A 24,533-nucleotide genomic window follows, 5' to 3' on the forward strand; every position below is an offset into this window, starting at 1 on the left:
GCCTCGAGGTGGCGCGGCACCTGCGTGATGCTGGCGCCGGGGTAACCGTCACCCACACGCGCAGCGCCGCGCACGGTCGCCAACTGGCGACCGAAGCCGCCGGCCGGGGCGATATCGTTGTCGCGGTTGTCGCGGTTGTCGCGGTTGGCACCGTCGGTGCCCTGGCGGGTGCTGTCGTCGCTGCGGGCGGAACCCTGGGGCTGGTACCGCTGGGTCGGGGAAATGACTTTGCGCCAGCTCGGCATCCCCGGCGACGCTGCGGCGGTCGCCCGTTACTGTTTCATGCCGCCGTGCGACCGGGCGCACTCAACGTGATCGCGCCCGGCGGGTCTCGCTAAATATAGCTGGCGCGAATCTCTCCGACTGGACGGCCGCCGCCGGTCATCGTGAGGCCGAGCTCGGGAAGCAACTGCGCGACATCCGCTCGCTGGATCGCCCCAGCATCCGCCAGCAGGCTGAGCGCAACCGCAGCGGCGGCCCGGAGATTGCCGTCGAGTATCTTCAGCGCGACGGTGGTACCGTTTTCCGCGGCTGCGACCATGATTCCCTCCGCGCCACCCTTCATGAACAGACCGAGCCGGTCGATCACGATGCTGTCGGAGTGACCCGGTCCGGCGACCACCCAGCCGTTGGCGCGCACCGCTTCGGCCAGAAATCCGGCCTCGCGGTAGATCGCAAAGGGGGAGTTGGACTTGCTGGTGGCGATGCGTGCGATACCGCGAGCCAACCCCGTGAGGGAGATCGCGTGCACCGGGGCGCCGCAGCCGTCGACGCCGGAGGCGACCGGCCGTTCGCCGGTGAAGCGTTCGAGCACATCGAGAATGCGCTTTTGCAGCGGATGCGCCGGGTCCAGATAGCCGTCCAGCGCCCAGCCGTTCTGCTGGCAGGCCACGAGCATAGCCGCGTGCTTGCCCGAGCACTCCATGTACACCGGTGCCTTGGTGGCGCCGAGGCGCACGAGCGCATCTCGGGCGGCGGAGTCGATCGGCCAGGCAGCAGGGCAGGCGAGGGCCGTCTCCGGCACTCCGGCCCGGGAGAGCAGCCCGCGAACGAGTTCGATGTGCGCAGCGGTGCCGCTGTGACTCGCGGTCGCGATGGCGGCATCCGCTCCCCGCAGGGCGGCGCCACTGGCCATGACGGCGACGGCCTGGAACGGTTTCATTGCCGAGCGCGGAAAGACGGGGCTGGTGACATCGCCGAGCGCCCGAAGGACTTCGCCGTTGGTGCCGAGCACGATCGCCGAACCGGCGTGACGGGATTCGACGAAGCCGCTGCGCTCAACAACGGCGAGCTCGACGGAATCGTCGACCGTAAAGGTTTCAGTCACGGTGGCTACAGCGTGGCCATGGCGTCGTCGATCACGGAGAGGGCGTCGGCGATGAGGGCATCGGAAAGCGCGAGACTCGGCAGAAAACGCAGCACGTTGCCGTAGGTTCCGGCGGTGAGCAGCAGCACACCGTGCTGGCCGGCGTAGGTCGAAATCGCGCTCACCGCGGCGGCGTTCGGCGCCTTCGTCGTGTCACCGGTACCGGGCTGTACCAGTTCGATCGCCATCATGGCACCGTGGCCGCGAATCTCGCCGATGATGTCGTACTTGTTCTTGAGCGCGGTCAGGCCCGCGGTGAGGGACTTCTCGATGCGCTGTGCCTCGCCGAGCAGGTTGTTCGCCTCGATCGCGTCGAACACGGCGATCGCCGCTGCGCAGGAGACCGGGTTGCCACCGAAGGTGCCGCCGAGGCCACCGGGCTGGGAAGCATCCATGATTTCAGCGCGGCCGGTCACTGCGGCGAGCGGGAAGCCGCCGGCGATGCCTTTGGCGCTGAGCACGAGGTCGGGGATCCAGCCGAAGTGCTCACTCGCGTAGTACTTGCCCGAGCGCGCCATGCCGCTCTGGATCTCATCGGCGATCATGACGACACCGTTCGCGGTGCACCATTCCTGCAGAGCGGGCAGGTAGCCATCCGCTGGCACCATGAAACCGCCCTCGCCCTGGATGGGTTCGACGACCAGGCAGGCCAGATCGGATGCCCCGATCACCTTGTCGAGGTAGGCGATAGTGCGGGCCGCCGCCTGGGCACCGGTCAGGCCGTCGTGATACGGGTAGGAGCTCGGGGCGTGGTAGACATCGCTCGCGAGCGGGCCGTAGCCCGTGGCGTAGGGCATCGCCTTGTAGTTCATGGCCATGGTCAGCACCGTGCGACCGTGGTAGGCGTGGTCGAGTACGGCCACCGCACGGCGTCCGGTGTACTTGCGGGCGATCTTCACGCCATTCTCGACGGCTTCGGCGCCGGAGTTGATGAGCACGCTCTTCTTCGGGAAATTGCCAGGGGTGTGCTCGGCGAGCAGCTCCGCGACGCGCACGTACTCTTCGTACGGGGTGACGGTGAACAGGGTGTGGATGAAATCCTGGGACTGTTCGATGGCCGCGGCAACGACGCTGGTCTCGGTGTGGCCGATCGTGGTGACGCCGATTCCGGCACCGAGGTCGATGAACTGGTTGCCGTCAACATCAACGAGGATCGCCCCGTTGGCCTTGGCAATGTAGACGGGAAGCATGGAGCTGACGCCGTCGGAGACGACCGCTCGACGCCGCTCCTGCAACGCCGCAGAGATCGGGCCGGGAATGGCCGTGACGATCTTTCGTTCTTGCGCGACGGAGTACGTGGTCGCAGCGGAAGTGGTAGCAGAATTTGTGAGGGTGTCAGTCATGATGCATCCACTTTACCGATCTCATTCCCCACGGGGCTGCTTGTGCTGCCAGAATTGCTGCAGGAGATAGCGATTTCGAGGGGGAATCATGCTCGGCGAGCACAATTACGCGGTACGGGTCGACTGGACCGGCAATGAGGGCACTGGTACGAGCAACTATCGGGCCTACGGTCGACAGCACACGATCACGCCGGTTGGCAGGGGTGCTGAGGTCAAGGCCGTCATCAAGGGATCGAGCGACCCGACTTTTCACGGAAATGCCGAACGCTGGAACCCGGAAGAGCTGCTGCTCGCCGCGCTCAGCCAGTGCCACATGTTGTCATACCTGCACGTGGCAGTGCGGCACGGGGTGACGGTCACCGCCTACACCGACTCCGCGGTCGGTGTGATGCGCCAGCGGCCGGGCGGCGGCGGAAGTTTCGCATCCGCTACCCTGCGCCCCCGCGTGACGATCACCGACCCCACCCAGGTTGAATTTGCGCAGTCGCTGCACGCCGAAGCAGCCCGCGAATGCTTCATCGGAGCCTCGGTGAACTTTCCGGTCGTGCACGAGCCGGTCACGGTCGCCTGAGGCCGAGCTCGCCACCGATTTCATCGCCGAGGTGTGAGTTTGAGGACATTTCACCGCTGAAATGGCTCCAAATCACATTTGGCGGCCAAAACTCACGGCTCGGCACGGGCGGTCGAAATTGCGCATGGCGCAGTAGTGCGGTTTGCATAGTAGTGTGGGATCCGTTGAATGCGCGAGCAAACGCTCGAGCCGATGAAGGGGATGCCGATGGATACCACCCAGTTACTCAAGGGGGTGCTCGACATGGCCGTTCTGGCCGTCATCGTTGACGACGACGGCTACGGCTATGACATTGTGCGCCGATTGCGGGCCGCCGGACTCGATGAGGTCGGGGACGCGTCGGTTTACGGCACCCTGCGCCGGCTGTACAGCGCGGGGGCGTTGTCGAGCTATGTCGTGCCGTCCGACGGCGGGCCACACCGTAAGTACTACGGAATGAATGCTAATGGCCGCGCCATGCTCGCCGAACAGCGTGCGAACTGGACTCATTTCGCCGACACCCTCACCCAGCTGCTCGAGAATCCGCAGCGCTCCGCTCTCCTACCCACGATCGGCGACAAATCATGAGCGACACAGCTACGACGCCCCAATCAATTTCTGATTTCGCCCTGGCCGTGCGAGCAGCCCTGAACGATCTTCCCGCCGATGACGTCGACGACCTCACCGACGGCCTCGAAGCCGACCTCACCGAGCAGGCCGCCGACGTGGATGCCGGCGATGCCGCTGCGCCCGGCTTTGACCTCGGCCATCCGGTCGCCTACGCCGACGAGTTGCGCGGTGCTGCCGGGCTTCCGATGCGGGGAGCGACGCCCGAAGCCCGCGTGCCGCGGCTGCGCCGGCTGCACACCCGGTTCGGTGATGCGCGGGCTGGCGCGGCCCGGCGCATCCGTTCGAGTGCCGCCGGTGCGGCGGCCCTCGACTTTCTCCTCGCGTTGCGCCCCGCGTGGTGGGTGCTGCGCGGCTGGGTCGTCTATGCGGTCGTCGCAGTCCTCGCAGGTGGCGGGATCAGCACTGTGCCGACCGATCCACTGAGGTGGGTCGTGCTCACTGCTTTTGTGGTCTTGAGCGTGCAGTGGGGGCGCGGCCGGTGGCTGCCCTGGCATTGGCTTCCCGGTTTTCGAACCGTGGTCAGCGTGTGCGCGGTTGTCGTTCTGCCGATCGTGCTGTCGGCCACGGCCCACAATGCCGGAGCCCAGAACAGCGCCTACGTGGATTACAACCCGGCTCCGACTCCCGGACTCCTGCAGAATGGTGAGCAAGTGACGAACGTGTTCGCCTACGACGCCGACGGCCAGCCGCTCACCGACGTGCAGTTGTTCGACCAGAGCGGCCGCGCGCTCAACGTGGTCAACGACCCGGTCCACACCAAGTACCTGCCGCAGCTTGATTCGGCCGGCGAGCAGGACATGGTCGTGCCGAGTCTGATGGTGCCGGGCGGCCTCGGCTGGAATGTGTACCCGCTGCGGCTGGTGACTTCCGAAGATGTCGACTACACCTACGACTATCTCGGTCAGGCCTACCAAGCGGATGCCGCACCCTCGCCTTTCCCGTTCGCCCAGGTGCGGCCGTTGGCTGAAGAGCCGTTGACGGTGTCACCGTCACCGTCACCGTCACCGTCGCCAACACCGACGCTGATACCAGAACCGACGGCATCCGCTGCACCGGTGGCCGAACCGTGATGCGGCGTGCGGCGGATCTGGTGGCGGTCATCAGCCCGTCAGCCATCGACTTGCCGGCGACCAAGTCCGTTGACATCACGGACTGGGTCGGGGCGGACGACGGCCGGTCGGGTGCCAACCTCGACCCTAATCGAGCCTAGGGCGCTGCCGAGCCGTGAGTGGTGCTCGCGGCACTCATTAGCGCTCGCGGCACCCGTTGGTAGGGGTGCCACGAACGGTAAAGAGTGCCGCGAGGCGCAGGGCACCGAAACTCACTGCTTGGCGACGGCAGACCGGCGACGCGAGCAGTTTACGCGGGGTATGCCGCCACGAGGGCGGTCAGGGCCTCTTCGAGCACGGTCGCGGCGTCATCGATAAGCTCGTCGGAGATCACGACGCTCGGCATGATGCGCAGCACCGAATCCCAGCTACCGGCATCCAACGCGATGACCCCGTTCGTGGTGGCGTGTTTGATCACCGCGGTCAGAGCCTCTGGGTAGGGCTTCTTGGTTCCGGGGTGCACGAGCTCGACGCCGAACATTGCACCCTTGCCGCGTACTTCCCCGACGATGGAGAACTTCTCAGCCCAGTCGCCGATGCGCGCCCAGAGTGCGGCCTCGACTCGCTTGGCCTCACCGAGCAGGTTGTCCCGATCGATCAGGTTGAACACCGCGAGGGCGGCCGCGGTGGAGACCGGGTTGCCGCCGAAGGTGCCGCCAATGCCGCCGGGCTGCACGGAGTCCATGATGTCGGCCCGGCCGGTGACGGCGGCCAGCGGGAAGCCGCCGGCGATGCCCTTGGCAGTGGTGACAAGGTCGGGCACGACGTCGTGGTGCTCGATCGAGTACCAGACTCCGGTGCGGGCGATGCCGGCTTGAATCTCATCGGCGACGAAGACGATGCCGTTTTCGGTGCAGAATTCGCGAATGCGCTTGAAGTAACCGGGCGCGGGGATGACGATGCCGCCGTCGCCCTGGATCGGCTCGACGAAGAACGCTGCGATCTCGGTGGCACCGATGTGGGTGTTGATGTAGTCGATCGTCTTCTCGGCCGCTTCGAGACCGCTCAGGCCGTCGCGGAACGGGTAGCTCGTCGGCACACTGTAGATCTCGCCGGGGAACGGGCCCATTCCAGCGCGTTCCGGCCAGGGCCGGTAGGTCATCGTCATGGTGAGGTTGGTGCGACCGTGGAAGGCGTGGTCGAGGGCCACGATGGCACGGCGGCCGGTGAACTTGCGGGCGATCTTCACCGCGTTCTCCACCGCTTCCGCGCCGGTGTTCACGAGCACCGAGTGCTTCTCGAAGTCGCCGGGGGTGATCTGGCTAAGTTTCTCGGCGACCGCCACGTAGTTCTCGTAGGGCGTGACCGTGAAGAGGGTGTGGGTCAGTTTCGCTGCCTGAGCGGATGCTGCCGCCGCGACCTCCGGATGCGCGTGACCGATCGTGGTCACCCCGATACCGCAGCCGAGGTCGATGATCTGGTTGCCGTCAACGTCGACCAGAATCGCTCCGGCGCCGTGGTCCATGTAAATGTTGGCGAGCGTTCCGGCACCGCGGGCCACCGTTTTCTCTCGCCTGGCCTGAAGCTCGACCGACTTGGGGCCGGGAAGAGCCGTCACGAGCTTGCGTTTCTGGGGCACCGAATACGTAACAGTCATTGCTCCAGCCTATGACCGCCGGGCCGACGGCAAGACCGCGGCTACAGGCGTTCGCGCGGAAAGACCCGGTGGGCGAGGCGATTGAGGGTGCCGACCGGTGGCGATTCGTTGTAGGAGTTGGCTAATTCCTGACCGGACAGTCGGTGGATGGCCGCCATGATCTCATCCGTTGCCTGCCGGCGTGCCTTGCCGGAGGTGGCCGGGCCGTGATGGCCGAGGTCGAGCGGTTCGCCGAAGGTGACAGTGACCTTGCGGATACGCGGCACCTTGGCACCGACCGGCTGAATCTCCTGGGTGCCGATCAAACCGACCGGAACGACGACCGCGCCGGTGGTGAGGGCGAGCCAGGCGACGCCGGTGCGGCCCTTGTAGAGGCGTCCGTCGAGCGAGCGGGTGCCCTCGGGGTAGATCGCGAATGCGCCCTCGGCCTCGAGCACGGCACGGCCGGCGTCGAGCGCGACCTGAGCGGCCTGGCCGGCTCCGCGTTCCACACCGATGGCGCCGATGGCGGTGAAGAAGGTTCGTGATACCCAGCCCTGGAAGCCGGTACCGGTGAAGTAGGTCGACTTGGCGAGAAACTGCACGCGGCGGGTCGCGACGAGGGGAATGACGATGCTGTCGATGAAGGAGAGGTGGTTGCTGGCGAGAATGACGCGGCCGGTGGCCGGGATATTCTCGCGCCCGATTATGCTCGGGCGAAAAACAACTCGGGCGACGGGGGCCATGATGCCGTAGCCGAGAAAATAGACGAATCCCGGTCGCTTGACACGCTCCGGGTCGTCGGGCTCGAGGGCCGGAACGCCCTGATCAGAACTATCGATCGTGATGGTTTCGGCGTTGTCTTTGGGTTCTGCATCGGCACCAGTCACCCGTCGACACTACGCCACCACTGGCCGGCATCGAACATACGCCGCGCCCGGCACCTAGCATGGAGGTATGCGCAGAGTAATCATTCTCGGGTCAACTGGCTCGATCGGAACCCAGGCGCTTGACGTCATTCGTGCCAATCCGGAGCGGTTTGAGGTGGTAGGCCTCGCTGCCGGCAGCAACCGAGAACGGCTCGATGCGCAGGCCCTGGACTTTCAGGTCGAGCACACCGCACTGGGAGCGGATGCTGCGGAGCAGCTCGTGCGGGACATCGAAGCCGACGTCGTGCTCAACGGCATCACCGGTTCCGTTGGTCTCGGCCCCACCCTGGCCGCGCTGAAAGCCGGGCGAACTCTGGCTCTGGCCAACAAGGAGTCGCTGATCGTCGGCGGCGATCTCGTGAAGAATCTTGCTGCGCCAGGGCAGATCGTTCCGGTCGACTCCGAACACTCCGCCATCGCGCAGGCATTGCGGTCGGGAACGCCGCACGAGGTGCGTCGACTCGTGCTCACGGCATCCGGTGGGCCGTTTCGCGGTTTCACCCGGGAACAGCTTGCCCGGGTGACGCCCGCGCAGGCCCTCGCCCACCCGACCTGGGACATGGGCCTGGTGGTAACCACCAACTCGGCCACCCTCGTGAACAAGGGGCTCGAGATCATCGAAGCGCACCTCTTGTTCGACGTGGAATACGACCGCATCGACGCCGTCGTGCACCCGCAATCCGTGGTGCACTCGATGGTCGAATTCGTCGACGGGTCGACCATCGCACAGGCGAGCCCGCCGGACATGCGGCTGCCGATCTCACTCGGTCTCGACTGGCCGAACCGGGTCGCCGCCGTCGGCGCCCCGATCGACTGGACCGTACCGCACAGCTGGACTTTCGAACCGCTCGACGACACGGCTTTTCCCGCGGTGGAACTGGCCAAAAAGGTCGGCCGACTGGGCGGCACCTATCCGGCCGTGTTCAACGCAGCCAACGAGCAGGCCGTCACCGCTTTTCACGCCGGGCGCATCGGCTTTCTGGACATCGTCGACACCGTGCTGCACGTGGTCGAAAGCCATGAACACGACCTTGAACTCACCCTCGAGTCACTCGCCGAGGCCGAACTCTGGGCGAGGGCCGCCGCCGATCAGCGGATCGCGGCACGCTGACGGCTTAGTTGCACTCGCCCGCCTTGACCCGGTCCTTGCCGTCCTGGCACTCTTCGCGTGCGTCCTTGGCATTTTCTGCCGCATCCTTGGCATCCTTGGCATTCTCGGCGTCCTGCTTCTCGGCGAGGGCCGCCGCTGCGGCAGCGGCTTCAGCAGCGACAGCAGCAGCTTCGATCTCAACCGTCAGATCGGCGCTGACCAGGTTGATCGCGGTCTGAATCGACTCCGACCGTGCGGCGCTGACCTGGCCGCCGGCGGCTGCGGTGCGCAAATTGCCCTGCATGGCGGTGAGCAGCGACTGGGCTTCGGTGAAGTTGCCGTCCGCCGCCGCCTCGGTGATGCCGAGCATTGCAGACTGTAGATTTTCGGCTGTGGTGGCCTGAAGTTCGACCGGTTCAGCCGCGCAACCGGCCAGCGGCAAGAGCAGAAGTAATCCGGAAACGAGCGCGAGGGTCAGTCGTTTGAGCATCACGGGTTCACGCTTTCCTGAAGCTGTTCGAGGTGCGTGCCGAGGGTGCCGTCGACCGCCGGATAACTCGGCGGAACCGCTGGTGGATCGTCTCCGCCGCCCAGGAACAGCGCACCGAGCACGATCGCGGTGACCACTAGGGCCGCCAGGACGATCCAGAGGATAACCCGGTTGCGGCGCGGTGCAGGCGTGGTCCCCGTCTGCTTCCAGGAGATGGCTGCAGTTGACGGTTTGGGGCTGGGGGGCGGACCGGCACGCAGTACCTCGGTCGCAGCGGCCTCACCCGCGTGAGCGGGTAGCAGCAGCGTGGCCACGGCCTGGTCTTCGGTTCCGGTCGCAAGCGCGCGGAGCAGCAGGGACGCCTCGGCGGCGCTCGGACGATCCGCGGTCTCGCGGGCGGTCATGGCCGCGAGTAACTCGGTCCAGTCCCGGTCCAGCGTGCTCGGAATCCCCGGCTGGCGTTGCAGCCGCGCCATCGCCGACTCCACGGCGGTTCCGGGGTAGGCGCGCACGCCGGTGAGGCATTCGAGCAGCACCAGGCCGAGCGAATAGATATCCGTCGGTGCACCGATCGCAGCGCCGAGCGCCTGCTCCGGGCTCAGGTAGCTCGCCGTGCCGAGCAGCGAACCGGTCGCGGTGAGCCTGGTCTCATCGAGCAGCCGGGCAATGCCGAAATCGGCGAGCTTGGCGTGCATGCTGCGGCCGGGAAAGCCGGAGGGGGACAGCAGTACGTTGGCCGGCTTGACGTCGCGGTGGATGATGCCCTGCTCGTGCACGCAGTGCAGTGCCTCGGCCAGATCGGCACCCATCGCGGCCACCTCGCGGCTCGGCAGCGGGCCGGTCGCGATGCGGGCGCGCAGATCGGGGCCGTCCACGAGTTCCATCACGATGAAGGTTCGCGGCACGCCGTCGACGATGGCGGTGCCGGCGTCGAACAGGGTGACCAGGGCGAAATGGTTCAGGCTTGCCAGCAGGGCGATCTCGCCGCTCTGACGCTCCGGCTCAGCGGCGCCGCCGTCTGCCCGAAACAGTTTGACGGCCACTGTACGGCCGAGCGCGGTATCCGTTGCCCGATAAACGGACGCCATCCCGCCGGTACCGATGAGGGTCTCGATCAGAAAACGGTCGGCGAGCAGGCTGCCCACCGGGCCGGGGCTCGGTAGCTGCTGGGTGGGAATTGGTTCGTAAGACAGGGGGACCTCCTGGGGCGTCCACCCTCTAGCAAAGCACATGTGCCCCCTGATGGGGAGGTTCGGCCTCACGGCCAGCCGCTTTGCAGCTTGATGCGGTTACTCTACGACAGTGGAAACCGTACTTCTGTTCATATTGGGCGTCGCAATCGTGGTCGTGGGACTCGCCGTCTCTATCGGCCTGCACGAAATCGGCCACCTCGTGCCCGCCAAGCTGTTCGGCGTCAAGGTAACCCAGTACATGATCGGCTTCGGCCCGACAGTCTGGTCGCGCACCAGGGGCGAGACCGAGTACGGCGTCAAGGCGCTGCCCCTCGGCGGCTATATCGCCATGATCGGCATGTTTCCACCGTCGAAAAAGGGCGGAGCCCCCCGTACCACCACCACCGGGTTCTTCGACCAGATGGTTCAGGAGGGCGAACCGGAGAAGAAGACCAGCGCCCTGTCCACCCTGGTCGACGATGCCCGCCAAGCCAGCGCCGAGACCATCGGCGAGGGTGAAGAGCACCGCGCGTTCTATCAGCTGTCGGTCTACAAACGCGTGATCATCATGCTCGGTGGGCCCACCATGAACCTACTCATTGCCATTGTGATGTTCTCCATTCTGGTCATGGGATTCGGCAGCCCGCAGATCAGCACGACCATCGGCAGCGTGAGCCAGTGCGTGCTCCCCGCCTCGAGTGACCGGCAGGCCTGCGAGTCAACCGATGAAGCCTCGCCCGGTGCCGCTGCCGGAATGAAGCCAGGTGACCGATTGGTCAGCATCGGCGGAACAGCCATATCGAACTGGGAGCAGTCGACCGAGGTCATCCGCTCGGCGCCCGGACGCACCCTCGCCGTGGTGGTCGAGCGTGACGGCACCGACGTCGACCTCTCGCTCACCCCCAAACTCACCGAACGCTACGTGTATACCGCTGACAACAAGATCAAAACGGATGCCTCCGGCGCTGCCGTTACCGAGGAAGTCGGGTTCGTCGGCATCGGAGCGGCGAGCGAACTGGTGCCCCAGCCCGCGACAGCCGTGCTGCCAATGGTCGGCGACAACATCTCCGCCGTCGCGCACGTGATTCTCAACCTGCCCGACCGGCTCGTGGCTGTGGCCAAGGCCGCGTTCGGCCCGGGCGAGCGCGACCTGAACGGACCGATCAGCGTGGTGGGTGTCGGCCGGGTCGCCGGCGAACTGGCCAGCATGGACACCATTCCGGTCGCTACGAAGGTCGCGAGCATGCTGCAGCTGCTTGGATCGCTCAATATCGCCCTGTTCGTGTTCAACCTGGTGCCCCTGCTGCCACTCGACGGCGGCCACGTTGCCGGTGCACTGTGGGAAGGCATCCGTCGATTCTTCGCGAAGCTGTTCAAACGGCCCGATCCCGGACCGGTCGACATGGCCAAGCTCATGCCGCTCACGCTGGCGGTCGTGGTTCTGCTCGGCGGGATGAGCCTGTTGCTCATCTACGCGGACATCGTCAAGCCGATCAACTTCTTCGGGTAGCGGGCAGCTACTCCCGCGGGCGGATGCGGCGCCCGGCGCACGGAAGTAGCATCAAGCCATGCCACCACACGGGGAGTCCAGCGGGAACGGGTACGGCATGCCGCGGCCCATTCGGTTGTGGTTGCCCGTGGTGATCTCCGTAATGATCCAGGTACCGGCGGTGGCCGTGTTGGCCTGGCCTGGACGGGGCCGCTTCGATCACTTCGACATGATGCGAGGCCCGGGTCCGCTCCCGGACTTTGAGCGTCCGGGACTCGCGCTGGCCGGCTGGTTTCTTGCCGTAGGCCTGGCTCTGATCGGCCCGCTCGCCCTGATCGGCGCCCGGCGGTTTCCCGGCCCGGTCGTGGCCGTTGTCGCCGTCGCGGCCGGTTCTTTCACCCTCGTGCGTCCCGAAATTGGTGTGCCCTACATTGCGCTGATTCTTGCGATCGTTCTCGGCATCGTGCGTGGGGTACGCGTCTGGGTGTACGGCTCCGTCGCAGCGGCCTGGGTCCTGGTGCTGGGGCTCGCGGCCGCGTTCGGGGTGGGGCTCCATCCGCTGCGGATCGCCGGAACCACCCTGGCGCTGGCCGTGTTCATGGGAATCGGGGAGGCCATCCGCTCGCGTCGGGAACGTTTTGCCGAGCTGCGGCGCACGCTTGACGCCCGTCGTATGTCGGCCGAACAGCAAGAACGCGTGCGCATTGCGCGCGAACTGCACGATGTGTTCGCGCACTCCCTGTCGCAGATCAACGTGCAGGCCGGGGTGGGGCTGCACCTGATCGAGAGCCAGCCGGAGCAGGCCGCGCAGGCGCTCGCGAGCATCAAGAGCACCAGTAAGACCGCGCTCGAAGAGGTACGTCTGGTACTCGGTATCCTGCGGTCAGGAAACGAGCCGGGCACTGCGCCGCTGACCCCTGAGCCCGACCTGGCCAGCCTGCCGGCGCTCGTGGAGACCTTCCGCGCGCAGAAACTGGAGGTGACCCTGGTTGACGCACTGGAAGCGCGTTCCGGAGACACCGAGGCGGAGATGCCGGCGGCAACGCAACTGGCGCTGTATCGCATTTGTCAGGAAGCCCTCACGAACGTGCTGCGGCACGCGCGGGCGGGGGAGGCATCCGTTGTGTTGGCGAGCCAGAACAGCGACTACCTGCTCACGGTCACCGACGACGGGTTGGCGCCTGCCTGGCCGCTCACTTCCGGCGGCGGACTGCTCGGCATGCGGGAGCGCGCGGAACTGCTCGGCGGCAGCCTGCAAGTGCTCCGCAGTGCGCGCGGCGGCGTGCAGATAGCGGCGCGCATTCCGATGAGACGCGGCGAGCGGTGATTCGCGTCGTCATCGCCGACGACCAACAGCTGATCCGCGCCGGATTCGCGGCCCTGCTCGAATCCGAGCCGGACATCACCGTCGTCGGCCAGGCGGGCACGGGCACCGAGGCGGTAGAGCAGGTCAGCCGACACCGACCCGACGTCGTGCTGATGGATATTCGCATGCCGAGCGGTGACGGCCTCTGGGCGACCGAACAGATCGTTCGCGACCCGCGACTGTCTGGCACGCACATTGTGATCGTGACCACGTTTGAGCTCGACGAATACGTCGTGCACGCCATTCGCGCCGGGGCCAGCGGTTTTCTGGTCAAGGACACCGAGCCGACCGAGCTGATTCGCGCGGTGCGCGTCGTTGCTGACGGCGACGGCCTGCTCTCGCCCGGAGTCACCCGGCGCCTGCTCGAACGGATGGCGGCCGGCCTGCGTCAGCGCCCCGATTCCCACACAGCGGATGCCGCGCTGCTGGCCAGCCTGACCGATCGCGAACGTGAGGTGCTCGGTCTGGTCGGCCGGGGGCTGACCAACGGCGAGATTGGCACGGAGCTGTTCCTCAGCCCGCTGACAGCGAAAACCCACGTGTCCCGCATCATGAGCAAGCTCGCCGCCCGCGACCGGGTGCAGCTGGTGATCATCGCCTACGAAGCAGGGCTGGTCAGCCCCAGCAGCTGATCGCTCAAGTCGTTGATACACCCGCGGGCGTAGTGCAACTGACGCCCGGGAGCCGATGCGCTCGTATCGTGGGTCGTCAAGACTGGTTGTACTTCACCGAACGAGAGGACAGGCCATGTTGACCACACTGCGCGACGGAGTACTGACCGCGCTCGCTGCCCGTCCCGGCGACGGCGACGGCTACGGCCATGGCGGAATGATGAACGGCGGGTTCGGCTTCGGCTGGTGGTTCGTGCTGATCCCGTTGTTCTGGATCATCGTCGTGGCCGTACTGTTCGCCATCTTCGGTCGCCGCTGGCGTCGCAGCATGCGAGAGGGAAACCGGCACCCCGGCTGGCAAGGCCAGGCGGATTCCACGAGCGCCGAGAAGACGCTCGCCGAACGCTTCGCCCAGGGCGACATCGACGAGGTCGAGTATCGCGCCCGGCTCGAAGTGCTGCGCGCGAACCGGCCGGACAGCCAGGCCCCGCCGGCCTAGTAGCCGTTACCGGGACAGCAGCAGCGCCTCACCCTGGCCGCCGCCGCCGCACAGCGCGACGGCGGCTTTGCCGGTGCCACGCCGGGCCAGTTCGAGGGCCGCGTGCAGTGCAATGCGCCCGCCACTCGATCCAATCGGGTGGCCGATGGCGATGCCGCCGCCGTGAATGTTCACGACATCGGCCGACACGCCGAGCACCTTCGACGACTGGGCCACGACCGAGGCGAACGCCTCGTTGATCTCAACCAGGTCGAGATCTGCGGCGGTCCAGCCTTCGCGCTTGAGGGCGTGTGCGATGGCATTGGCCGGCTGGGAGTGCAGGGAATTGTCGGGCCCGGCCACCTGGCCGCTCGCGTTGATCACGGCGAGCCAGGGCAGGCCGTGCTTCTCGGCCCAAGCGCGGCTGGTCACGACGACGGCGCTCGCGCCGTCACTGAGGGGGGCTGCATTGCCGGCCGTGATGCTTCCCGCCGGGTCGAACGCCGGGCGCAGGCGGCCGAGCGTCTCGGTCGTGCTCTCGGCGCGAACGCCCTCATCGGTGCTGATCAGGAGCGGCTCGCCCTTCCGCTGTGGCACGCTGATCGGCGTGATCTCGTCGCTGAACACATCATCAGCGGCGGCAGCGGCGGCACGCTGGTGCGAGGCAGCGGCGATTTCGTCCTGCTCGAGGCGGGTCTGTCCGAGTTCAACGTTGGCGCGCTCGGTGGAGAGTCCCATCGAGAGGCCGTCGAAGGCGTCGGTGAGTCCGTCGTGAGCGGCGTGGTCGAGCGCTGACACGGTTCCGTAATTCCAGCCCTGGCGGGAGCCAGGCAGCAGGTGGGGCGCGCGGGACATGGATTCCTGACCGCCAGCCACGACGACATCCGCTTCGCCGAGCCGCACCAGGCGGGCGGCATCGATGACGGCGGCGAGGCCGGACAGGCAGACCTTGTTGAGTGTCATGGCCGGCACATTCCACGGGATGCCCGCAGCCACGCTGGACTGCCGGGCCGGGTTCTGCCCACACCCGGCTTGTAAAACCTGACCCATGAGCACGAAGTCGACCTGCTCCGGTGCCACTCCAGCGCGGGCGAGGGCGCCGGCAATGGCGGCGGCGCCGAGGTCGACGGCGGTGAGGGACGAGAGCTGGCCGTTCACGCGACCCTGCGGGGTGCGTGATCCGGCCAGGATTACGACGTCGGTTTCGGTCATCAGGACTCCTTTGTCAAAAATATTGATGCGTGCCACCCCAGCATATTGGCCACGTCTGGGTATCGGTTCACTCCTGCCTCTTGACAGTACCGGCGATCGCCCATAGATTCCTGATACCTGAACCACCTGTCAGGTTTGGCGCCATAGCGTTTCAGAACGCCCCACCTCAACAGCACGCACTCAACTGATCGAGAGGCAAATTTCATGCGGGTAACAAAGATGTTCCTGGCCCCGGCAATTCTCGCCGTCGCAGCCCTGACCCTGGTCGGATGCGCCCCCACGGCCACGACCGGCGGCGCAGACACCGACAATTCCACCACGAAGCCCGCGGTGCAGGTGGGCATGATCACCTCAGCGACCGGCCCGCTCGCCGCCTACGGTGCCGCGTACACCGCCGGGTTCGAGGCCGGCCTCGACTACGCCACCGACGGCACGGGCACTGTCGACGGCCGCGAACTGGACATCACCTGGAAAGACGACCAGGGCAACCCCGACACCGCGGTCTCGGTTGCTAAAGACCTGATCGGGCAGGGATACCAGATTATGGCCGGCACCGTCGTGTCGGGAATCGCCGTCACCTTGGCCGAGCAAGCTGTGCAGAACAAGATTCTCTACATCTCGGGCCCGGCAGCCGCCGATGCCATCACCGGCATCAACCAGTACACCTTCCGATCCGGCCGGCAGACCTATGAAGACGTTGCGACAGCCGGAACGTTCATCGGCGACCCGAGCGGCAAGAAAATCGTCGTCTTCGCCCAGGACAACGCCTTCGGTCAGGGCAACCTGGCCGGCGTCAAGGCCGTGCTCGGGGCCAAGGGCGCAATCGTCGACGGTGTACTTGTCGCCGAAGACGCAACCGAATTCACCCCGTTCGCGCAGCAATTGCTCGACGCCTCACCAGACCTGGTCTTCGTGGCCTGGGCCGGCGCCAGCACCGGTGCCATGTGGACCGCGCTGCAGCAGCAGGGCGTGTTCGAAGCTGTTCCGGTTGTCACCGGCCTCGGTGATGTCTCGACCTACGGCGCTTACGGTGCCGCGAGCGGCAAGATCAGCTTTCTCTCGCACTACTTTGCGTCGGCCACCGACAACGAGCAGAGCAAGGCCATGATCAGCTACCTGAAAGCCAACGACGCACAGGCAGACCTGTTCTCGCCCGACGGTTTCGTGGCCGCCCAGATGCTCGTTCAGGCCGTTGGCGAGGGCGGTGGTGACAACGTCGATGACATGATCGCCTCGCTCGAGGGTTACACGTTCGACTCGGTCAAGGGCTCGATCACCATTCGTGCCGAAGACCACGCCGTGCTGCAGCCGATGTTCCAGGCCACGCTCAAGGAAGGCACCGACGGCACCTGGGCGCCGGAACTGATCGAGACTGTCGACGCCAAGACCGTCGCGCCGCCTATCGTCGCAGCAAAGTAGATCGCGATGCCGGACCAGCCCGTGCTCAGTATCGAGCATCTGGGCCTGCAGATCGGCGGTGCCCGCATCCTCAACGATGTGTCGCTGTCGATCCCGAGGGGCGAGATGCTCGGTGTGATCGGCCCCAACGGGGCCGGTAAGACAACCCTGTTCAACCTGATTTCCGGTGTGCTGTTTGCCACGGAAGGCGTGGTGCAGCTGAACGGCCGCAACATGACCCGGGAACCGATCCACGTCAGGGCACGGGCCGGCCTCGGTCGCACGTTTCAAACCTCGAGCCTGTTCAACGGGCTGAGCGCCACCGAAAACGTGCGGCTGGCCGCACAAGCCAAGGCCGGTGGCGGCAGCCTCGTCACCCGGTTTCCGAAGAGGACGGATGCCGCCACCCGGCTCGCCGCCGATCGCCTCGACGAGGTGGGGCTGGCCGACCTTGCCGACGCCAAAGCCGGTGGCCTCTCGCACGGTGACAAGCGCAAGCTGGAGATAGCCATGCTGCTCGCGATGGACCCGAGCGTCATCCTGCTCGACGAGCCGATGGCCGGCGTCGGCTCAGGCGACGTGCCCGGCCTGATGGAGGTCATTCGCGCGTTGCACCACGGCGGCCGCACGGTGCTCATGGTCGAGCACCACATGGAGGTCGTGCTCGGCCTGGTCGACCGCGTTGCGGTCATGCACCACGGCGAGCTGCTCGCCTGCGACACCCCCGACGCGGTGATGAATAATCCCACGGTTCAGTCCGCCTACCTCGGAGACCCGGTATGAGCACCACATCAAGCACCAATATCCTCACCGTACGCAACCTGTACGGACGCATCGAGGGCCAGCAGGTCGTCGAAGACGTCTCGTTCGACGTACCAGACACCGGCGTCACCGCGCTGCTCGGCCGGAACGGCGTCGGAAAAACCAGCACCATCAAATCGATCCTCGGCCTGATCGACCGCACCGGTGAGGTGACCCTCGCCGGGCGCCGGGTCGACCGGCTGCCCACCCACAAGGTCGTGCAGCTCGGCGTCGGCTACGTGCCCGAAGATCGCGAGGTGTTCGGCAAACTCAGCGTCGCCGAAAATCTGAAACTGGCCGAACGCTCCACCCACCCGAACCGCGCCCTGGTCGAGGAACTCTTTCCCGACCTCGTGCAACGCCACGCCCAACTGGCCGGTACCCTCTCCGGAGGGCAGCAGCAGATGGTGTCGCTCGCCCGAGCCCTGCTCAACCAAAACCGGCTGCTCCTGGTCGACGAACCCACCAAGGGACTCTCGCCGAAAATCGTCACCGAGGTCAGCCAGGCCTTACTGGCCGCCGCCAAAACAGTGCCGATCCTTCTGGTCGAACAGAACCTGCAGGTGATTCGCCAACTCGCCGACCGGGTGGTCGTGCTCTCCGGCGGCCGCGTCGTCTTCACCGGCGAAGCCGCCGAATTGCTCGACGATCAGGAACGCATCCAGCGTTACCTCGGCGTGCACAGCGGCAGCGCGGAGGTTAACGCATGAGCACCATCGTTCTGCTCTTGATCACCGGCCTCGGCCTCGGGGCCCTGTATTTTCTGGTCGCGTCGGGGCTCTCTCTCATCTATGGCCTGATGGGCGTGCTCAACTTCGCGCACGGCTCCTTTCTGACCATCGGCGCCTTCATCGGCTGGGAGGTCGCCCGCCGCCTCAGTGACGGATCCTGGTGGGCACTGGTCGCCGCCATGCTGACCGGCGCCGTGGTCGGGGCGCTCGTCGCAGCCGCGACCGAATTCTTCCTGATCAGGCGGCTGTACAACCGGCACATCGAACAGGTACTCGTGACGGTCGGCCTCGCCCTGGCCTCTGTAGCTCTGTTCGAGGGAATCTGGGGCACCGACCCGACCTACGTGACGAGCCCGTCCTGGCTTGGGCAGACCACCGAGATTCTCGGCGCGCGCATTCCGAACAACCGGTTCATGCTCATCCTGGTGGCGGTGCTGGTGCTCGTGGCGATCGTGTTGTTCCTCAAGTTCACCCGGTATGGCCTGATCATTCGGGCCGGCGTCGAGAACCGGCTCATGGTCACCGCGCTCGGCATCGATGTGCGCCGCGCCTTCACCCTGGTGTTCGCGATCGGTGGCGCCGCCGCCGGACTCGGCGGAGTGCTCGCCTCGATCTACTACGGCTACGTTTCGGCGCACATCGGCGGGTCCCTGCTGATCTTCGCCTTCATCGTGACGGTTATCGGAGGGCTGGGGTCTTTGGCCGGGGCGGCCGTAGCATCCGTTCTGGTGGCGGTGCTGCAGCAGTTCGCGAACTTCTATCTGGGCGGAACCGGCGACCTCGCCGTGGTGCTGGCCCTGGCCGCGGTGCTGTTGCTGCGTCCGCGCGGACTGATGGGAGCGAAAGCATGAGCGCCTTCTGGGCCAGGCCAATGACCAAAATCACCGCCAGCGCGGCGCTGGTGCTGCTCATGGTGCTGCTGCCGCTTTTGAACATCACGATTCCCGGTGTCTTTCCGGGCGCGACCTACACGCCGGGCACCCTGCAACTGCTCGCCTACGCCATGCTCATCGCGGCTCTCGCGCTCAGCTACCACCTCTTGTTCGGCCTGGCCGGCATGCTCTCGTTCGGGCACGCTCTCTTCTTCGCGGCCGGCGCCTACGGCCTCGGCATCGTGCTGCGCAACTTCTCACCGAGTTGGCTGCCAGCCGGTGCGACGTTCGTTGCGTCGATTCTGATCACGGTGCTGATCGGCTTCGTGGTGGCCGCACTCGTGGGTTCGGTCAGCCTGCGGGTCACCGGTATCTCCTTTGCCATGGTCACGCTCGCCTTCGCGCAGGCCGGCTCGGTCGTGGTACGGCGCAACCCGGGCGGGCAGACCGGCGGGGACGAGGGGCTCACACTCGACGTCGCGCATGTGCCAGACGCTCTGGTCGGCGTGCTCAACACCCGCAACCTGTACTGGCTGTCGCTCGCGGTTCTGGTCACGGTCTACCTCGTGGTGTTGTGGGTGGAGAAATCCCGCGCGGGCCATGTCGTGGCCGCGACTCGCGAAAACGAACTCCGGGTACGGGTCCTCGGCATCCGTCCCTATTTTGTGCGGTTGCTGATCTTCAGCATTGCCGGGGCGCTCGCCGTCCTCGCTGGAGCGGCGTTCCTGCTGCTGCAGAGCGGAGTCTCGCCGCGAGTCGCCACGCCCGACTTCACGCTGACCCTGCTGGTGATCGTCGTGCTCGGCGGCGTCGGGCTGCGCTGGGGCGCCGTCCTCGGCGCGCTGGTCTACACGCTGCTCGACCAGCGGCTGACCGCCCTGGCCGGGTCGGAGTTGATCGCCGGTCTGCCCGACGTTCTGCGGATTCCTTTGTCGCAGCCGTTGTTCATTCTCGGCACACTGTTTATTCTCGTGGTGTTGTTTCTTCCGGGTGGGCTGGCTGGGCTGACCCGGCGCAACGGCCGGCCGCAACGGCCTCGGGCTCGAGGTCGGGAGCGCATGCATGACGCAGAGGAGACGACATGACCGATGACGGCCTGCACACGTTGGGCCGATGGACCCGCGACCGCGCCAGGGCCACGCCCGAACGAGTCGCCGTCGACGACCGCGGCGTCACACTGCGCTACCGCGACCTCGACGACCGGGCCAGCGACCTCGCCGCGGCTTTTCGCGCCGCCGGCTACGGCGTCGGCGATCGGGTGGCGACCATCACCGGCAACAGCTCAGACCAGGTCGTGTTGTTCTTCGCCTGCGCGCAGGCCGGCCTCGTACTCGTGCCGCTGTCGTGGCGGCTCGCACCACGCGAGCTCGCCGCACAGCTGCAACTCGCCGACCCGGCACTGTTGCTGGTGGAAGACGAGTTCCAGACCCTGGCAACGGATGCCCAGGGTCGACTTCCCCTGCCCCTCCCTTCGACCTTGGTCGGCGTGCGGGGTGTGGAAAACTTTGTACCGGCCCCGCGACACGGCCCGCACGATGAGCTGGTGACCCGCACGGTTCGAGACGATGATGCGCTGCTGATCGTCTTCACCTCCGGCACGCTCGGCCCGGCCAAGGGCGCGGTTCTAACCCACGCGAACTGTTTCTGGACCAACCTGTCGCTCTCGCGCATCACCGAAATCACCAGCAAAGACGTGGTGCTCTCGGTCATGCCGCAGTATCACGTTGGCGGCTGGAACATCCAGCCGTTATTGGCTTGGTGGATGGGCGCCACGGTCGTGCTCGAGCGCACCTTCGACCCCGGCCGGGTGCTGCACCTGATCAAAGATCGTCGCATCACGACCATGATGGGCGTTCCGGCGAACTACCTGTTCCTCGCTCAGCACCCTGATTTCGCTGCGACCGACCTGTCCAGCCTGAATCACGCCGTGGTTGGTGGCGCACCGATGCCCGCGCCCCTGCTGCGTACCTGGCACGCCCGCGGTGTGGCACTCACGCAGGGGTACGGTCTGACCGAGGCCTCCCCGAACGTGTTGTGTCTGCCCGACGACGAGGCGCGCAGCATGGTCGGCTACGCCGGCAAGCCGTATCCGCACGTCGAGGTCGCCGTGGCCGATCCGATCACCGGCGAATTGCTCGGCGGGGCCGCGACGGGTGAACTGCTGGTGCGGGGGCCCGGCGTGTTCTCGGGCTATTTTCGTGCTCCCGAGCAGACCGCTCGCACCCTGCGCGGTGGCTGGCTGCACACCGGTGACCTCGTGCGCCGCGACGAGCACGGCTATTTTGCCGTGATCGACCGGCTCACCGACATCTTCATCTCGGGCGGCGAGAGCGTGGCACCGGCGGAGGTGGAGACCGTGCTGATCGAACACGCCGCGGTCGCCGAGGTGGCGGTCATCGGGGTGCCGCACGAGCGGTGGGGAGAGGTCGGTGTGGCCTTCATCGTGCTGGCACCCGGATTCGCGGCCGATGAGCTCGGCATTCTTGCCTACTCCCGCACCCAACTGGCCGCGTTCAAGGTTCCGGCGTTCGTGCGCTTCGTACCGGAAATTCCGCGATCTCTCGGCAGCAAGGTGCTGCGGCGCCAGCTGCTGGAGAACTGGAAACAAGGACTTGATTTCGAAAAGATAGGAAACAAACAATGAGCGCCGGAATGCCGCGAACCGCCCGAGGAGAAGAAACCAAGCGCAAACTCATCGAAGCGGCCGAGCAGGTGTTTTCGCGCGTCGGGTACGCCGATGCGTCGATTTCGCGGATAACTGATACCGCCGGCATCGGCCAGGGCACGTTCTACCTCTACTTCGACTCGAAACTACAGATCTTCAACGAACTGGTCGAAGACCTCAACCACCGGGTGCGGTTGGCGATGAGTGCGGCATCCGCTGCTACGGAAAATCGGATCGATTCGGAGCGCGCCGGATTTCGGGCCTTCTTTCAATTCACCGCTGACCACCCCGCGTTGTACCGGGTGATTCGTGAGGCAGAGTTCGTCTCGCCTGGCGCTCTGCGGCTGCACTACACGCGCATCGTCGAGGGCTACATAGCGGGGCTGCGCACGGCGGGCGCGGCAGGGGAGATCAGCGACATCGATCCCACCGTTGCGGCCTGGGCGCTCATGGGAATCGGCGAGATGATCGGCATGCGCTGGGTTCTCTGGGGAGATGACGAGGCGCTCGAAGGGGCCGGGGCCGATCCGTTCGCGAGCGGAACCCGCGCTGTGCCCGAGCACGTTTTCGAGCAGATGATGCGGTTCATCGAGGGTGCACTGGGTACCGGCAACACCGTCTCCAGCAACAACGTGGAAATGAGGCAGCGATGAGTGAGCACTATCAGCCGTTCCGAGTTCCGGTCGCCGGGGGAGACCTGCGTGGTGGCCAGTGGCGCGCTGCCCACGGGCAGTCGACGGTGCTAGCCATCCACGGCATCACAGCCTCGCACCGCTGCTGGCCGTGGCTGGTGGAACGCCTGCCCGGCTCGAGGGTGATCGCTCCCGACCTGCGGGGTCGCGCTCGCAGCAATGCCCTGCCCGCGCCCTACGGGCTGCGGCACCATGCCGAAGACCTGGCCCGGCTGCTGGACTTTCTGGAGGTCGACCGCACGGTCGTGGTCGGGCACTCCATGGGCGCGTTTGTCGCCGTGTGGCTCGCGCACCTCTACCCCGACCGGGTTGACTCGCTCGTTCTGGTGGACGGTGGCCTGCCGATTCCACGCGACGTGGGCATTGATCCGCTGCTCATGCTCGGCCCGGCCGCCAAACGGCTATCGCAGACCTTCGAGACGGTCGAGGCCTACCAGAACTTTTGGCAGAACCACCCCGCGTTCGTCGCAGACTGGTCATCGCGGGTGGCCGATTTTGCCCGCTACGACCTCGATGGCACGGCGCCGGCTCTGCACCCGTCAGCGCGGCTGGAGGCGGTGGCCGCGAATGCGATGGAGCTCAACGGTGCCGACGGCTACGCGGACGCGCTCGCCGGCCTCAGTCTGCCGATCGAATTTCTGCGTGCCCCGCGCGGGCTGCTGGACGAGCCGACTGCACTGTACGAACGGGCGGCTGTCGCGGATTGGGCGACACGACTGCCGCAGCTGACCGTTCGGGAGGTCGACGACGTCAACCACTACACGATCGTGATGAGTGACCGGGGCGCCGACCAGGTCGCCCGGGCCGTGAACCTGTCTACCCCCGCCAGCTACCCGAGAGGACCCCGATCATGAGCGACACCATCACCACCAGTACGGGCAACATTTTCGACGGCATCACGGCGCACAGCGTTGTCACCCCGCGCCTGCGCGCCGGAGTGCTCGAACGGCCGGCAACAGTAATGACCGCGACGCCCGTTGTCTTCGTGCACGGCAACGTGTCGTCATCGCTGTTCTGGCAGCCGCTCATGCTGGCTCTGCCCGCGACGGTGCGTGCGCTCGCCATCGACCTGCGCGGCTTCGGCACCAGCGAAACCCGGCCGGTCGATGCCACCCGCGGACTGGCCGACTACTCCGACGATATCGCCGCTGTGCTCTCAGAACTCGGCGTCGACCGGGCACACCTCGTGGGCTGGAGTATGGGCGGCGGTGTGACCATGCAGCTACTGCTCGATCACCCCAGCCTGGCGGCGACCCTGACCCTGGTCGCGCCGGTTTCACCCTACGGCTTCGGCGGCACCGGGGGAACGGATGGCCATCGGCTGAGCGTTGACGACGCCGGAACGGGCGCCGGCGGGGCCAACCCCGACTTCGTCGCCAGGCTGCATGACGGCGACCACGGCGCTGACCCGACCAGCCCTCGCACCGTCTACCAGACCACGTACGTCAAGCCGCCGTTCAGCTCTGAGCACGATGAAATCTGGATCGAGTCCATGCTGACCACGGCCACCGGCGTCGGTAACTACCCCGGGGATTCGACGGTTTCAGAGAACTGGCCCGGATTCGCCCCCGGCGACTGTGGCGTGCTCAATACCATGTCTCCCGCTCATTTCAACACGAGCGGCATTGTCGACCTGGCCGAGAAGCCGGCCATTCTCTGGATTCACGGCAGCGACGACGTCATCGTGTCGGACACTTCGTTCTTCGACCTCAACTATCTCGGGCAGCTCGGCGTGATTCCCGGCTGGCCCGGCGCTGATGTGGCCCCTCCCCAGCCGATGATCCAGCAGACCCGGGCCGTGCTTGGCGCCTACCGGGCCGCCGGCGGCAACCTGACCGAGCTGGAACTCGCCGACTGTGGCCACTCGCCGCACCTCGAGCACCCGGCCGCATTCCTCGCGGCGCTGCTCGCCCAGTTGGAGCGCTGATCCGGGTCGGCATTCAGCTTGGCTGGGGTTATGACA

The 24,533-nt window shown here is 66.3% G+C and carries 26 protein-coding genes; 19 read left to right on the forward strand and 7 right to left on the reverse strand.

The genetic code is table 11. The features are described from left to right. The first annotated feature begins 8 nt into the window (after positions 1–8). On the forward strand, positions 9–338 hold the full coding sequence (locus tag QMF22_RS17450; RefSeq protein WP_502846902.1) for a diacylglycerol kinase family protein: 330 nt from the start codon (positions 9–11) through the stop codon (positions 336–338). Here the strand turns inward: QMF22_RS17450 and QMF22_RS03475 are convergent. Together QMF22_RS03475 and gabT are read right to left on the reverse strand one after the other, a co-directional pair. Beyond that, a complete protein-coding gene (locus QMF22_RS03475; protein ID WP_283450391.1) occupies positions 335–1,327 on the reverse strand; it encodes an asparaginase in 993 nt (330 codons plus the stop codon). The genes QMF22_RS17450 and QMF22_RS03475 overlap by 4 nt on opposite strands. Positions 1,328–1,332: 5 nt before the next feature. After that, complete coding sequence (gene gabT, locus QMF22_RS03480) at positions 1,333–2,709, reverse strand: 4-aminobutyrate--2-oxoglutarate transaminase (RefSeq protein ID WP_283450393.1); 1,377 nt, start codon at positions 2,707–2,709, stop codon at positions 1,333–1,335. Between the two features lie 85 nt (positions 2,710–2,794). Between gabT and QMF22_RS03485 the strand changes: the two genes are divergently transcribed. The 4 genes from QMF22_RS03485 to QMF22_RS03500 all read left to right on the forward strand — a co-directional run bounded on the left by QMF22_RS03485 (position 2,795) and on the right by QMF22_RS03500 (position 5,099). Then, positions 2,795–3,280: an OsmC family protein gene (locus QMF22_RS03485; protein WP_283450748.1), complete on the forward strand. Its 486-nt coding sequence runs from the start codon at positions 2,795–2,797 to the stop codon at positions 3,278–3,280. 207 nt (positions 3,281–3,487) lie between these two features. Next, complete coding sequence (locus QMF22_RS03490) at positions 3,488–3,847, forward strand: PadR family transcriptional regulator (protein ID WP_283450749.1); 360 nt, start codon at positions 3,488–3,490, stop codon at positions 3,845–3,847. Continuing rightward, the gene (locus QMF22_RS03495) at positions 3,844–4,959 is read left to right on the forward strand and encodes a hypothetical protein (RefSeq protein WP_283450395.1); all 1,116 of its coding nucleotides are present in this window, start codon (positions 3,844–3,846) and stop codon (positions 4,957–4,959) included. The genes QMF22_RS03490 and QMF22_RS03495 overlap by 4 nt, the downstream gene beginning before the upstream one ends. Next, on the forward strand, positions 4,956–5,099 hold the full coding sequence (locus QMF22_RS03500; protein WP_283450397.1) for a hypothetical protein: 144 nt from the start codon (positions 4,956–4,958) through the stop codon (positions 5,097–5,099). Before QMF22_RS03495 ends, QMF22_RS03500 begins: the two co-directional genes overlap by 4 nt. Positions 5,100–5,248: 149 nt before the next feature. Here QMF22_RS03500 and QMF22_RS03505 read toward each other — a convergent pair whose 3' ends face one another. Beyond that, positions 5,249–6,595: an aminotransferase class III-fold pyridoxal phosphate-dependent enzyme gene (locus tag QMF22_RS03505; protein WP_283450399.1), complete on the reverse strand. Its 1,347-nt coding sequence runs from the start codon at positions 6,593–6,595 to the stop codon at positions 5,249–5,251. Between the two features lie 41 nt (positions 6,596–6,636). Then, positions 6,637–7,320: a lysophospholipid acyltransferase family protein gene (locus QMF22_RS03510; RefSeq protein ID WP_283450750.1), complete on the reverse strand. Its 684-nt coding sequence runs from the start codon at positions 7,318–7,320 to the stop codon at positions 6,637–6,639. A 211-nt stretch (positions 7,321–7,531) separates the two neighbouring features. Between QMF22_RS03510 and dxr the strand changes: the two genes are divergently transcribed. Next, positions 7,532–8,614 carry a 1-deoxy-D-xylulose-5-phosphate reductoisomerase gene (gene dxr / locus QMF22_RS03515; RefSeq protein ID WP_283450400.1) on the forward strand — a complete coding sequence of 361 codons (1,083 nt, stop codon included), beginning with the start codon at positions 7,532–7,534 and terminating at the stop codon, positions 8,612–8,614. A gap of 4 nt (positions 8,615–8,618) precedes the next feature. Here dxr and QMF22_RS03520 read toward each other — a convergent pair whose 3' ends face one another. Together QMF22_RS03520 and QMF22_RS03525 are read right to left on the reverse strand one after the other, a co-directional pair. Next, on the reverse strand, positions 8,619–9,086 hold the full coding sequence (locus tag QMF22_RS03520) for a mucin-associated surface protein (RefSeq protein ID WP_283450403.1): 468 nt from the start codon (positions 9,084–9,086) through the stop codon (positions 8,619–8,621). Beyond that, positions 9,083–10,315, reverse strand: a complete 1,233-nt coding sequence (locus tag QMF22_RS03525; protein ID WP_283450404.1) for a serine/threonine-protein kinase — start codon at positions 10,313–10,315, stop codon at positions 9,083–9,085. The genes QMF22_RS03520 and QMF22_RS03525 overlap by 4 nt, the downstream gene beginning before the upstream one ends. A 70-nt stretch (positions 10,316–10,385) precedes the next feature. Between QMF22_RS03525 and QMF22_RS03530 the strand changes: the two genes are divergently transcribed. The 4 genes from QMF22_RS03530 to QMF22_RS03545 all read left to right on the forward strand — a co-directional run bounded on the left by QMF22_RS03530 (position 10,386) and on the right by QMF22_RS03545 (position 14,220). Next, on the forward strand, positions 10,386–11,765 hold the full coding sequence (locus QMF22_RS03530; protein WP_283450406.1) for a M50 family metallopeptidase: 1,380 nt from the start codon (positions 10,386–10,388) through the stop codon (positions 11,763–11,765). A gap of 58 nt (positions 11,766–11,823) precedes the next feature. Continuing rightward, positions 11,824–13,071 (forward strand): sensor histidine kinase, encoded by a 1,248-nt coding sequence (locus QMF22_RS03535; protein WP_283450407.1) that lies wholly within the window; start codon positions 11,824–11,826, stop codon positions 13,069–13,071. Beyond that, the gene (locus tag QMF22_RS03540; protein WP_283450410.1) at positions 13,068–13,742 is read left to right on the forward strand and encodes a response regulator; all 675 of its coding nucleotides are present in this window, start codon (positions 13,068–13,070) and stop codon (positions 13,740–13,742) included. Before QMF22_RS03535 ends, QMF22_RS03540 begins: the two co-directional genes overlap by 4 nt. Positions 13,743–13,857: 115 nt before the next feature. Continuing rightward, the gene (locus QMF22_RS03545) at positions 13,858–14,220 is read left to right on the forward strand and encodes an SHOCT domain-containing protein (RefSeq protein WP_283450411.1); all 363 of its coding nucleotides are present in this window, start codon (positions 13,858–13,860) and stop codon (positions 14,218–14,220) included. A 6-nt stretch (positions 14,221–14,226) separates the two neighbouring features. On the opposite strand, the gene QMF22_RS03550 is transcribed toward QMF22_RS03545, so the two are convergent. Next, a complete protein-coding gene (locus QMF22_RS03550; RefSeq protein WP_283450413.1) occupies positions 14,227–15,411 on the reverse strand; it encodes an acetyl-CoA C-acetyltransferase in 1,185 nt (394 codons plus the stop codon). A 204-nt stretch (positions 15,412–15,615) separates the two neighbouring features. On the opposite strand from QMF22_RS03550, the gene QMF22_RS03555 reads away from it, so the two are divergent. Genes QMF22_RS03555 through QMF22_RS03595 form a run of 9 tightly spaced genes read left to right on the forward strand, consistent with a single transcriptional unit; the run spans position 15,616 to position 24,497 of the window. After that, a complete protein-coding gene (locus tag QMF22_RS03555; RefSeq protein ID WP_283450415.1) occupies positions 15,616–16,830 on the forward strand; it encodes a substrate-binding domain-containing protein in 1,215 nt (404 codons plus the stop codon). 6 nt (positions 16,831–16,836) lie between these two features. Continuing rightward, positions 16,837–17,592 (forward strand): ABC transporter ATP-binding protein, encoded by a 756-nt coding sequence (locus tag QMF22_RS03560; RefSeq protein WP_283450417.1) that lies wholly within the window; start codon positions 16,837–16,839, stop codon positions 17,590–17,592. Then, complete coding sequence (locus QMF22_RS03565) at positions 17,589–18,320, forward strand: ABC transporter ATP-binding protein (protein ID WP_283450420.1); 732 nt, start codon at positions 17,589–17,591, stop codon at positions 18,318–18,320. The genes QMF22_RS03560 and QMF22_RS03565 overlap by 4 nt, the downstream gene beginning before the upstream one ends. Then, positions 18,317–19,192 (forward strand): branched-chain amino acid ABC transporter permease, encoded by an 876-nt coding sequence (locus QMF22_RS03570; protein ID WP_283450423.1) that lies wholly within the window; start codon positions 18,317–18,319, stop codon positions 19,190–19,192. Before QMF22_RS03565 ends, QMF22_RS03570 begins: the two co-directional genes overlap by 4 nt. 20 nt (positions 19,193–19,212) lie before the next feature. Continuing rightward, positions 19,213–20,298, forward strand: coding sequence for a branched-chain amino acid ABC transporter permease (locus QMF22_RS03575; protein WP_283450751.1), 1,086 nt, complete (start codon positions 19,213–19,215; stop codon positions 20,296–20,298). Beyond that, positions 20,295–21,857 carry a class I adenylate-forming enzyme family protein gene (locus tag QMF22_RS03580; protein WP_283450426.1) on the forward strand — a complete coding sequence of 521 codons (1,563 nt, stop codon included), beginning with the start codon at positions 20,295–20,297 and terminating at the stop codon, positions 21,855–21,857. Before QMF22_RS03575 ends, QMF22_RS03580 begins: the two co-directional genes overlap by 4 nt. Then, positions 21,854–22,531, forward strand: a complete 678-nt coding sequence (locus QMF22_RS03585) for a TetR/AcrR family transcriptional regulator (RefSeq protein WP_283450428.1) — start codon at positions 21,854–21,856, stop codon at positions 22,529–22,531. The genes QMF22_RS03580 and QMF22_RS03585 overlap by 4 nt, the downstream gene beginning before the upstream one ends. Next, the gene (locus tag QMF22_RS03590) at positions 22,528–23,424 is read left to right on the forward strand and encodes an alpha/beta hydrolase (RefSeq protein WP_283450430.1); all 897 of its coding nucleotides are present in this window, start codon (positions 22,528–22,530) and stop codon (positions 23,422–23,424) included. Before QMF22_RS03585 ends, QMF22_RS03590 begins: the two co-directional genes overlap by 4 nt. Further along, a complete protein-coding gene (locus QMF22_RS03595; protein ID WP_283450433.1) occupies positions 23,421–24,497 on the forward strand; it encodes an alpha/beta hydrolase in 1,077 nt (358 codons plus the stop codon). The genes QMF22_RS03590 and QMF22_RS03595 overlap by 4 nt, the downstream gene beginning before the upstream one ends. The last annotated feature ends 36 nt before the right edge of the window (positions 24,498–24,533 follow it).

It is taken from the genome of Cryobacterium sp. PH31-L1, from assembly GCF_030063145.1.
GTDB lineage: Bacteria > Actinomycetota > Actinomycetes > Actinomycetales > Microbacteriaceae > Cryobacterium.

Excerpts from the sequence above, each read along its gene's own strand:
- gabT (WP_283450393.1), bottom strand. The coding sequence starts at position 2,709 with ATGACTGACACCCTCACAAATTCTGCTACCACTTCCGCTGCGACCACG.
- QMF22_RS03545 (WP_283450411.1), top strand. The coding sequence starts at position 13,858 with ATGTTGACCACACTGCGCGACGGAGTACTGACCGCGCTCGCTGCCCGT.
- QMF22_RS03580 (WP_283450426.1), top strand. The coding sequence starts at position 20,295 with ATGACCGATGACGGCCTGCACACGTTGGGCCGATGGACCCGCGACCGC.
- QMF22_RS03550 (WP_283450413.1), bottom strand. The coding sequence starts at position 15,411 with ATGACCGAAACCGACGTCGTAATCCTGGCCGGATCACGCACCCCGCAG.
- QMF22_RS03555 (WP_283450415.1), top strand. The coding sequence starts at position 15,616 with ATGCGGGTAACAAAGATGTTCCTGGCCCCGGCAATTCTCGCCGTCGCA.
- QMF22_RS03525 (WP_283450404.1), bottom strand. The coding sequence starts at position 10,315 with ATGTGCTTTGCTAGAGGGTGGACGCCCCAGGAGGTCCCCCTGTCTTAC.
- QMF22_RS03560 (WP_283450417.1), top strand. The coding sequence starts at position 16,837 with ATGCCGGACCAGCCCGTGCTCAGTATCGAGCATCTGGGCCTGCAGATC.
- dxr (WP_283450400.1), top strand. The coding sequence starts at position 7,532 with ATGCGCAGAGTAATCATTCTCGGGTCAACTGGCTCGATCGGAACCCAG.
- QMF22_RS03585 (WP_283450428.1), top strand. The coding sequence starts at position 21,854 with ATGAGCGCCGGAATGCCGCGAACCGCCCGAGGAGAAGAAACCAAGCGC.
- QMF22_RS03510 (WP_283450750.1), bottom strand. The coding sequence starts at position 7,320 with ATGGCCCCCGTCGCCCGAGTTGTTTTTCGCCCGAGCATAATCGGGCGC.
- QMF22_RS03575 (WP_283450751.1), top strand. The coding sequence starts at position 19,213 with ATGACCAAAATCACCGCCAGCGCGGCGCTGGTGCTGCTCATGGTGCTG.
- QMF22_RS03590 (WP_283450430.1), top strand. The coding sequence starts at position 22,528 with ATGAGTGAGCACTATCAGCCGTTCCGAGTTCCGGTCGCCGGGGGAGAC.
- QMF22_RS03595 (WP_283450433.1), top strand. The coding sequence starts at position 23,421 with ATGAGCGACACCATCACCACCAGTACGGGCAACATTTTCGACGGCATC.
- QMF22_RS03535 (WP_283450407.1), top strand. The coding sequence starts at position 11,824 with ATGCCACCACACGGGGAGTCCAGCGGGAACGGGTACGGCATGCCGCGG.
- QMF22_RS03495 (WP_283450395.1), top strand. The coding sequence starts at position 3,844 with ATGAGCGACACAGCTACGACGCCCCAATCAATTTCTGATTTCGCCCTG.
- QMF22_RS03565 (WP_283450420.1), top strand. The coding sequence starts at position 17,589 with ATGAGCACCACATCAAGCACCAATATCCTCACCGTACGCAACCTGTAC.
- QMF22_RS03490 (WP_283450749.1), top strand. The coding sequence starts at position 3,488 with ATGGATACCACCCAGTTACTCAAGGGGGTGCTCGACATGGCCGTTCTG.
- QMF22_RS03570 (WP_283450423.1), top strand. The coding sequence starts at position 18,317 with ATGAGCACCATCGTTCTGCTCTTGATCACCGGCCTCGGCCTCGGGGCC.
- QMF22_RS03505 (WP_283450399.1), bottom strand. The coding sequence starts at position 6,595 with ATGACTGTTACGTATTCGGTGCCCCAGAAACGCAAGCTCGTGACGGCT.